Raw genomic sequence first — 8,561 nt, forward strand, 5'->3', positions numbered from 1 at the left:
GGGCGGCCTCAGCCTCCGAATCTTCCTTCGGTTTCGCAGTGGTGTCCGCAGTCTTCACGGCATCCAGTGTCACCGGCATATCCAGCTCATTCCTGCCAAGCAGACCGCCTGGCGTGTCGAGCCGGATACACCGTTAATTCCACAGTCCCGTGCTGTGGAAGGAAGTTGACAATGCTGACGCCGTTGGTGGTACGTACTCGCTTCGTGGACGACCGGGCTGTCTGTTTGTCATGCGGTTGCTGTTCTCTCTCCATGAGATGTCCAGAAAGGAAGGACCCCCTGTCATGATCTTCGTCGATATCCAACATGAGAGCCGCCCCGCAACGCGGTGCTTGCCGAAGCGGGCAAAAGAGGGTGTGCACAACGTGCACACCCTCTTTGGATCGGGTCGTACTGGTGCCGGACTGGGCCGGATTGCGGAGGTTTTCGGGGGAGTGGCCTTTGATGAGGAAAGAGATTGTGTGGACAATTTCCACGCAATCAGTTGCGGACTGGGTCGTACCGGTGCCGAACCGGTCAGGATTGCGGATGTTTCCGGTGGAGCGGCGGATATTCAGGACCGGGAGTCCGGTTCGAGTCCCACCTCGGGCACATGTTTTCCCAGTTCAGGGGCTTTTTTGGTGTTTCTTCGTGTGGACAGTGTCCACACTCTCGCCGCTGATCTGATGCTCCGGGTGTGTGGGGTCCCCGGGCGGCCTATTCGGTTGTGTGGGGGAGCGGCCGTCTACGGCGGTATCGCCCTGTGGTGTCTTTGGTGGGCCTTCATCCTCGTTCGTCCTTTCCGTTGGGCTTTCTCGTTCACCACTTCATGGTGGCTAGACCCGCTTACAACATGATTTGCTGCCTATTCTTCAGAGCGACCGAGGGTTGTGGCCGGTGCGGAATTTCCGCTCGTGTACCTGTTCATGCAGGAAGGCCGGGGGAACTGCGTGACGGGCAACTGATCGGGATCAGATCCTTTGGTCGCTGAGCCTGGCCATATGGTGGCCGGGGCCAGCCTCGAGGGCGAGTTGGAGGAACTGGTGGGCCTTGCTGCCATCGACTTCCCATCAGTTGACTGGCCGCCGCAGCCATCTCATCGTGGCCCTTGGATGCTGGGTATCCGGAGTCTCTGTCCTCGTTGTTTTTGGCGGTGGGAGTTGGCCTCCGGATCCAAAGCCCGCAACCCCCGACTACCACTGCCTCCCGGGCGTCAATGCATGCTGGGCGAGCAGCGTGGCGGCGACCTAGACTGGATCTTTACCGATCGCATGTGGGTTCCGGCGGTCGTTCGTGGATACGCGGAGGTATGGAGTACCGCGGATTTTCTTACTCCTAGGAGGGCTCTGGATAGTCCTGCCGTTGGAGGCAGAAATCCCGGAAGGCGCGGGCCCGGTGGGTGAGGCGGCCCTGGCGGATGCTGGCCACCACGATGTAGTGCGGGGGCTCTTGATCGTTGATTGGTACCGCGGTGACACTGCTGAGTTTGTCGTAGCGGTATGGCCGCCAGAGCGGTTCCGCTAACAGCCGGTTCTTCTTGACGGCACTAAGCCCCATCCGTGTCTGAGGCCGTTCTTGCCTTGTTCATGGCTAGACCGTTTGTTGGGTGTCGGGGTGACCGTGACGGGTTGAGGCGTCGTCTGCTGTGAGTGGTGTGGGTTTGAAGCCTTTGATGATCAGATAGATGCCGAGGGAGAGTTCGAACACTGCGACGGGTAGTGCGGCTAGGACGGCAAACGGGGAAACCTGGGAGTAGGCGCCGAAGTAGACCGCGACGTCGGAGGCAAGGAGCAGCGGTGCGCCGATGAATGCGACCATCGGCAGGATCCGGGGCACCAGGGCGGAGCGGTACAGCACATAGCCCAGGAGCAGGTCGCAGGCCACGGGCATAAGGCTTTGCGAGAGAAGGAATGTCCAGTTGTAGGTTGCGACCAGGCTATGGCTCATCGTGACCAGCGAGGCAGAGTCCGTCCCTGCGGTGCCGGCAACGTCGTTCCGCAGGGTGAGGATTGTGAGCAGGCTGACGACGCTGACGAAGATGAGGCAGGTTTCCACGAGTCGGGCGGCCACGAATCCCAGGGCTGCGGTTTGGCTGACCCGCTTGGCCACGGGATAGAGCACTACGGCGGTGCCGATGCCGGCCAGGCCGACGATGACCTCGGACAGGGCGCCCCACTGCAGCCCTGCGGTGCTGCCGGCGCCCAGGACGAAAGCCCCTGCGTCGTCCTTCACCGCTTTGTAGAGCGCGAGGGTGGGGATGGAGACAAACGTGAGCACATACAGGATGCCGGCGGCCAGCGAGATTCGCCTCATCGGGTGCATTCCGCGCTGCTGGGCGGGTCCTCGGACCGGCGGGTTGATGCTGATGTTGGCCGTCATGACGTACTCCTTTGACAGTGGCTTGTTCCCCGGCTGCGATGAAGCGGGCTGCCCGGCGCCGGGGAGTGACGGGAGAAAAATGATTGGCGTCTTGCACCTGTCATTCAGGTTCGAGTGGTGGGGGAGCGGATCACTCCAGGACCGTCGGTGCCCGCCGCGTCGACAATGTTCGGACCGTTTAGGTCGTCGGCAGCGGATTCGGCCCGATCATGACGGGGCCCTCTGCGCTGGGTGTTGGTTCGCTGCCGCCCATGTCGAGCCGGAGCGGCGGGTATTGGTCGGTCATCAGCGCTGCGTAGGCGGTGACGCGGAACACCCAGCGGTTCATGCCCATGAGGAGGTCGAAAACGCCGCGGGGGTAGCGGCCGGCGAACAGCAGGACGAGACCGGCGATGCAGACAAGCAAGCCGATCAGGCCGCTGCCGTAGGCCCAGGCGTTGCCGTCACGCACCTCGTTATAGCCGGCGAAGGCGGCTCCGGTGAATACTCCGATGATCAGGTAGTGCGGGATCGCGAGCAGCCACCATTTCACCAGCACGAGCCCGCGTGAAAGCGACGGCGGGTACTCAACGGACAGTCGCCCCGGATAGCCCGGATCGTCGGCCAGCGTGAACGGCGGATAGTCGTCGGTGCCCAGCGCACTGTAAGAGTAGAAGCTGACCCGCCACGTCCAGCGCAGCACGCCGACGTTGAAGTCAAAAATTGCCCGTGGATAGCGACCGGTGAACAGTATCGCGAAGAACGCCACCACCGACAGCACTAGGAAAATGATCCACAGGAAGAACAACGCAATAAGGTGGGGGATGATCAGCAACCATTTGACGAGCCACAGCCATCGGCTCAGGTGCGGGGAACGCTCGCCGTCGAGGATGAGCGGGTATGAGGTGAGTTGCCCCATGAGAAGTCCTTCCCTTGAGCTGTAAACGGTTGCCCCGGCAGGGGCGCGGCGTCACAGCGGCGGGCGGGGTCTCTCACGTTCGGCCTGGTCCGCGACTCTGTCGACGGTAGGGGACTCTTACGCCGATACCGCAACGTTAAGCCGGCGCATTAGACAGGTCAATAGGGACATGTCCCCTATGACAGTTATTGTGGAGGCATGGCTGAATGGGGCTTTCTGACTAATCACCTGCATGCGCTCTACTGCGTCGCGCGCCACCCCGGCATCCGGATCCGGGAGATCGCCGAAAGCGTGGGGGTCCAAGAGCGGGCGGCGCACCGTCTCGTTGCGGATTTGGTCGAGGGCGGTTACCTGACCCGCCGCCGGGTCGGGAGCCGCAATGTCTATGAGCTGCATCCAAACCAGCCGATCCGCCGTGAAGGTCTGGATGAGATCGCGGTTGGCGAAATTCTCGACGTCCTTCTCGGTGCGGAGGAGAAGCGTTCTACAATTCCAGCCGCCGATGTCCGCCCGGTCGACTCCCGTGAACAACGGACGGCGCCGCCGCGGCGGCTCGCTCAGCTCGACGCAACACCTAAGGTTTTGTCACAGCCTCCGGTTCCTGGCACACCCTAGGGTTCGTAATCGGGGGCTGCATTTCCGTCGACCGACGAGGCCGGCGTCCGGCTCGCCGGGGCGGGCGAAGGGGCTGTGGCGGTTGTTTCCACGGAAACCACTACCGCCCCACGCTCCTTGGACGATCGAATTACGGGTGTACCTTAGCGTCAATCGCCCAAGCCGTTTCGGATCGGAATCGCGGGGCAGACACGTACGCGGCCGGGGTGACACCGGCACTGGATACTCTCCTCCTGACAACCACGACGGGGCGACGAGGAAGGCACAAACCTTGAATGATCAGGAAGAGGACAACGCTATGCCCCGTCGTCGGCCAGCTGGTGCCGCGCTCGTGGCGAGGCCCTGATTGTTTGCACCGTGCTGTGGCGGCGGCTGGTGGCGCCGCCGGGGTCCGTTGTTTTCGTGTGGCTCTGCTAGTCCGCGGCTAGCGTCTGAAAGGGCGCTGCCCGGTCATGCAGCGGTCCGACCATCGGATCATGAAAGTTTTGAAGGGAGGTGACGTTGTGATGGAGAGTCTCTAGGCTGAGCATGCCGTGCTGTGCGCCCGGGAGTCGGCAATGAGCGCGGGCAGGACCTGGTTGCGGCCGAGGTTGGACTTCTCCGGCAGGATCAAGTCCTTCTGGGCAAACAAGCGCCGCGCCCTGTCGACGCGGGGTGCGGATGCTTGGGGGTCTTTGGTGGGGAGAACTGGGGGCGTGGACAGTGTCCACACTTTGGGTCTCCGACTGGGCCGTACCGGTGCCGGACTGACCCGGATTGGCGTTGTCTTCGGGGGAGAGACGGAAATTTAAGGGTTGGAGTCCGGTTCGAGTCCCACCTCGGGCACAGTGTTTTCCCTGTTCAGGGGCTTTTTGGAGTTATTTCGTGTGCACTTTGTGCACACTCTTCCCTCTGCTCTGATGTTCCGGTGTGTGGGTCCCGGAAGCGACCGTATCTGGTTGTGTGGGGGAGCGGGAGACTACGACGGGCTTGGTGCTGCCCTGTGGGGTCTCTTCTGGGTGTTCATCCTCGTTCGTCTTTTCCCTTGGGTTTTCGCTTTCGCCACTTCATGAAGGCTAGGGCCGCGTACAACATGACTTGCTGACAATTCTTTTGATCGGCCCAGGGCTGCTGCGGGCCCGGGATTTCCGCTCTGATACCTGTTCATGCAGGAATGCGGTCGCAACGGCATGACATGCTGGCCGATCCGGAGATGACCATGATCCTGGCCAGTCGGCAGGCGGGCCGGCCCCGGGGGCGATTTGCGGGAACTGGTGGTCTATGGAGCTATTGCTTTCGCACGAGTATCCGCCACCGCAGCCATTATTCTTCCCGCCGTCGGCCGCATCCGGATTCTGGGTATCCGGCGTTGCTGTCTCCGCTGTTTCGCGGTGGGAACCGGCCTCCGGATCCAAAGCCAGCACTCCCGACGATCTCGGCCGCCGCCGTCGTTAACGCATGCTGGGGGAGCATCGCGGCGACGACCAGACCGGATCTTTGCCGGTCGGGCGTATCAGATGAGGAGTCCTGCCATCGTGTTGTGTACCGTATAGCCCCCGCGTCACCGGCCACTTTTGCGGGCGGGGTATGCCGGACTGGGCCGGATTGCGTATGTTTCGGCGGGAGTCCGGTGTTTCCGTGGACTGGAGTCCGGTTCGAGCCCACCTTGGGTGCAGTGTTTCCAAGGTCAGGGCGCCCGGCGGCTGCCTGCCCCCCACTGCCGCAGGGTCTCGTCATGGGTTACGGGGCTCCTTCGTGGAACGACTCCCCAGGCTGGAGGGGCCCGAAGGGACCTCGGCAGACTGGGAAGCCGCACTGTTGCAAGCGCAATTTCAGACCGTCTTCTTCGTGGGTGTTTTTGCTCCCGTCCTTCCGAACTGTTCCTCCTCCAGTCGGGCGCCGTCCAGCGGCCTGTCACCGCCGCGTCGCAGCGTCAGCATCACCAGGCCTGCGGCCAGCAGGCAGCACGCCAGGAAGATGGATGTGGCAAGGAAGCTGCCGTGCGTCAGATCCTGCAGGGAACCGCCCACATATGGTCCGACGAATCCGCCGAGGTTACCTACCGCGTTGATCAGTCCCATTGCGGTGCCAGCCACGGCCGCCGGCATGGCACGGGACGCGGAAGCCCAGAAGGGGCCGTCGTAGGCAAGGGCCCCGGCGACGGCGATGCTGATCAGGGTGACTGCAAGGAACGGAAGGCTGTCCCCGGTTGCCACCGATACCACCAGGGCAACAGCACCGACCGCCATCGACAGCAGCACGTGCGTGGAGTAACGGCCGGAGCGGTCGGCTGCCTTGGCGTTGTACCAAAGCCCGAACATCGCCAGCACGTAGGGGATCGCGGTGATCAGGCCGACCTCGACGGGTGACCCGGACGTGATCGTCTTGATCACATGGGGGAGCCAGATGTTGATGCCGTAGAAGCCGATCTGGATTAGGAAATACACCAACGTCAGGCGCCATACCACTGCGTTGGATATAACCTGGCGGAGGCCGAGCTTCTCCTGCTGCGGGTGTGCTGCTGCATCAGCAGCCAGTCCCTCCTCGATGTACTCGCGCTCCTGAACCGAGCACCATGCGGCTTCGCGGGGGTGGTCGGCGATCAGGGCCCACCACAGGGGCGCAGCGATGACGAACGGGAAGATGCCTTCGATGATGAACAACCAGCGCCAGTCTGAGAAGGAGAGGATCCACCCGGAGAGGGGAGCGGTGATTATGGAGGCGATGGCGATGTTCATCATCCAGAGCGCGTAGGCGCGCGCTCTTTCAGCGGCGGGGAACCAGTGGCTGATCAGGACAAGGATCGCTGGCCAGATCCCGGCCTCGGCCACGCCGAGGAAGAAGCGCACCACGAGCAGTTGGGTGAAGTCCTGGATGAATCCGGAAAGGATGGCCAGCACGCCCCAGATGAGCACCATGATGCCGACGAACTTCTTGGCACTCCAGTGCTCGGCGAGGTGACCGCCGGGTATTTGCAGGACGAGGTAGCCGATGAAGAATATGCCGGCGGCCAGTCCCTGCTGGGCGGCGTTGATGCCCAGATCCTGGTGGAGTCCGGTGAGGGCGAATCCGATATTGGTCCTGTCCATGAACGAGATGATGTAGACGACAATTGCGACGGGAATCAGCCGCTTCCACCGGGCGTTGCCCACTGCCGGTGCTGACGTGGTGTTTTGTGCCATCGGAATTGCTCCTTCGCAAGATGGTTGATTAGACGGCGCGCCTAGCACGCTATTGCTCTCCCGCGGGCCCCTTCGGGCTCACTTTCCGCCTCAGCGGAACGAGCAGGACTTTGCGGGTGGAGCCGGCGGCGGTGGAATCGCGCCGCGCAAGCTGGCTGTTCCCCGCTCGCGAACTATGCATTTATTCTTACGCAACTGTTGCGTGTACGCAAGGAAATTGTTGCAGAGGTGGTGTTTTCCGGCTCCCGAACGGGCGGACTCAAATCGGTAACCGACACCGCGAKGCCGGCCGCCGCTAAACCCCACATGGCTGCGGGTGAACTTCCCCTCGAAGCCCTCCGTAGCCACTGCCCCCTTCTTGCTCGCCGGAGTGCCCTTGGTCTTCGACGCGTTCACCTGGAAGGTCGAGATAACAAGAGCGCGCCGGCGATAAGGTCAAGGTTCGAGCGCCGTCGACGTTTAGGGGCCCTTTAGTTGCTTGCGGGGGAGCAAGTTAAGGCCCGGGGCTCGACGATTTTTCACCGTGACGGGCGTGCTCTTGCCGCAGGGCCAGTGCGTTCAGCTGAGAAGCGAAACCGCCCGGGCGATGACGAGGGCGAGGAGAACAAATGCCCCGGCTGCTTCCACACCCATCATCGCTTTTGCCCGTGCAGAGAGCGGCATGGTGTCGGTGGGGCTGAAGGCCATGGAATTGGATAGCGAGAAGTATGCGTAATCGATGAATGATGCGACCCACCCGGTCCGCTCCGAGGACCTTACAGCGACCTCCTCAATGGCGTCGCGGTCCTCGTCTTGAGGGAACCGGAAGTCTGCTGGCGGCATGCCCGTACGTTCGGCGTGGCGGCGGGTAACGGGGCCACCGCGGTCCATCTCCCAGAAAGCCAGGGCGAACGCGATGATGTTGGTGACCCAGATCTGCAATGCAGCCAGCAGGATTGCCGGGCCGTCGCTGTTGCCCGAAGTGGTGAGCCGGATGACCACCTGTACCAGGGCCACCTCGTTAGCTGCGACCAGGAGCAGCGCCTGCCCGGTGGCAAGGTTTTTTGACCACCGCGTTTCCCTGTGGAACCGTTGCGGATTCAGGTGCACGAGTGGGATCAGCATTGCCAGACCAACGCAGACCACCGTGTACCTGAGCCACGGAAGGAAAGAGCTGGGCAGCGCGGCATACAGGCCCAGCGCGATGAGCAGTCCAATCACCGCTGGCCACCGATGCTCGGCGCGGGCGTCAGAGTTATCGGTGTCAGCCATCGCCTCCGTCTCTTTCCTGCTTTGGCCGCACCCCGGTCTCACAACCACCGGGGTTGTGAGCCCGCCGCCGGCCGCCACGAAGACTCCTTCCGGCATCACGGCAGCGGTGCGTGCTCCTTTGACTCGGGACGGGACTATCTCACTAACGGTGTATCCGGCGGTTTCCTTTAGTAGTTTTCAGCTGCCGGGAATCGGTCGCTGAAGGTGATGGCGAAGGCGTTCAAAGCGGGCTTCCAACGCACGGCCCATCGGGTCCTGCCGGCACCGGTCGGATCGAG

Annotated in this window: 6 protein-coding genes; 1 reads left to right on the plus strand and 5 read right to left on the minus strand. The window is 62.5% G+C overall.

The genetic code is table 11. The features are described from left to right. Positions 1–1,314 precede the first annotated feature (1,314 nt). The 3 genes from AC1DGI_RS18090 to AC1DGI_RS18100 form a co-directional block, all read right to left on the minus strand. Positions 1,315–1,536: a hypothetical protein gene (locus AC1DGI_RS18090; protein ID WP_476899820.1), complete on the minus strand. Its 222-nt coding sequence runs from the start codon at positions 1,534–1,536 to the stop codon at positions 1,315–1,317. A 33-nt stretch (positions 1,537–1,569) separates the two neighbouring features. Then, positions 1,570–2,358, minus strand: a complete 789-nt coding sequence (locus AC1DGI_RS18095) for a DUF4386 domain-containing protein (RefSeq protein ID WP_476899821.1) — start codon at positions 2,356–2,358, stop codon at positions 1,570–1,572. Between the two features lie 178 nt (positions 2,359–2,536). Beyond that, positions 2,537–3,256, minus strand: a complete 720-nt coding sequence (locus tag AC1DGI_RS18100; protein WP_476899822.1) for a DUF4389 domain-containing protein — start codon at positions 3,254–3,256, stop codon at positions 2,537–2,539. A gap of 198 nt (positions 3,257–3,454) precedes the next feature. Here AC1DGI_RS18100 and AC1DGI_RS18105 point away from each other — a divergent pair, with 198 nt between their 5' ends. Further along, positions 3,455–3,871, plus strand: a complete 417-nt coding sequence (locus tag AC1DGI_RS18105; RefSeq protein WP_476899823.1) for a helix-turn-helix transcriptional regulator — start codon at positions 3,455–3,457, stop codon at positions 3,869–3,871. Between the two features lie 1,811 nt (positions 3,872–5,682). Here AC1DGI_RS18105 and AC1DGI_RS18110 read toward each other — a convergent pair. Both AC1DGI_RS18110 and AC1DGI_RS18115 read right to left on the minus strand, forming a co-directional pair. Beyond that, a complete protein-coding gene (locus tag AC1DGI_RS18110) occupies positions 5,683–7,032 on the minus strand; it encodes an MFS transporter (RefSeq protein ID WP_476899824.1) in 1,350 nt (449 codons plus the stop codon). Between the two features lie 558 nt (positions 7,033–7,590). Further along, positions 7,591–8,283, minus strand: a complete 693-nt coding sequence (locus AC1DGI_RS18115; protein WP_476899825.1) for a hypothetical protein — start codon at positions 8,281–8,283, stop codon at positions 7,591–7,593. Positions 8,284–8,561: the final 278 nt, after the last annotated feature.

The organism is Arthrobacter sp. 05N428_2 (assembly GCF_056397065.1).

Coding starts and splice junctions, on each gene's coding strand:
- AC1DGI_RS18100 (WP_476899822.1), bottom strand. CDS start 3,256: ATGGGGCAACTCACCTCATACCCGCTCATCCTCGACGGCGAGCGTTCC.
- AC1DGI_RS18105 (WP_476899823.1), top strand. CDS start 3,455: ATGGCTGAATGGGGCTTTCTGACTAATCACCTGCATGCGCTCTACTGC.
- AC1DGI_RS18115 (WP_476899825.1), bottom strand. CDS start 8,283: ATGGCTGACACCGATAACTCTGACGCCCGCGCCGAGCATCGGTGGCCA.
- AC1DGI_RS18090 (WP_476899820.1), bottom strand. CDS start 1,536: ATGGGGCTTAGTGCCGTCAAGAAGAACCGGCTGTTAGCGGAACCGCTC.
- AC1DGI_RS18110 (WP_476899824.1), bottom strand. CDS start 7,032: ATGGCACAAAACACCACGTCAGCACCGGCAGTGGGCAACGCCCGGTGG.
- AC1DGI_RS18095 (WP_476899821.1), bottom strand. CDS start 2,358: ATGACGGCCAACATCAGCATCAACCCGCCGGTCCGAGGACCCGCCCAG.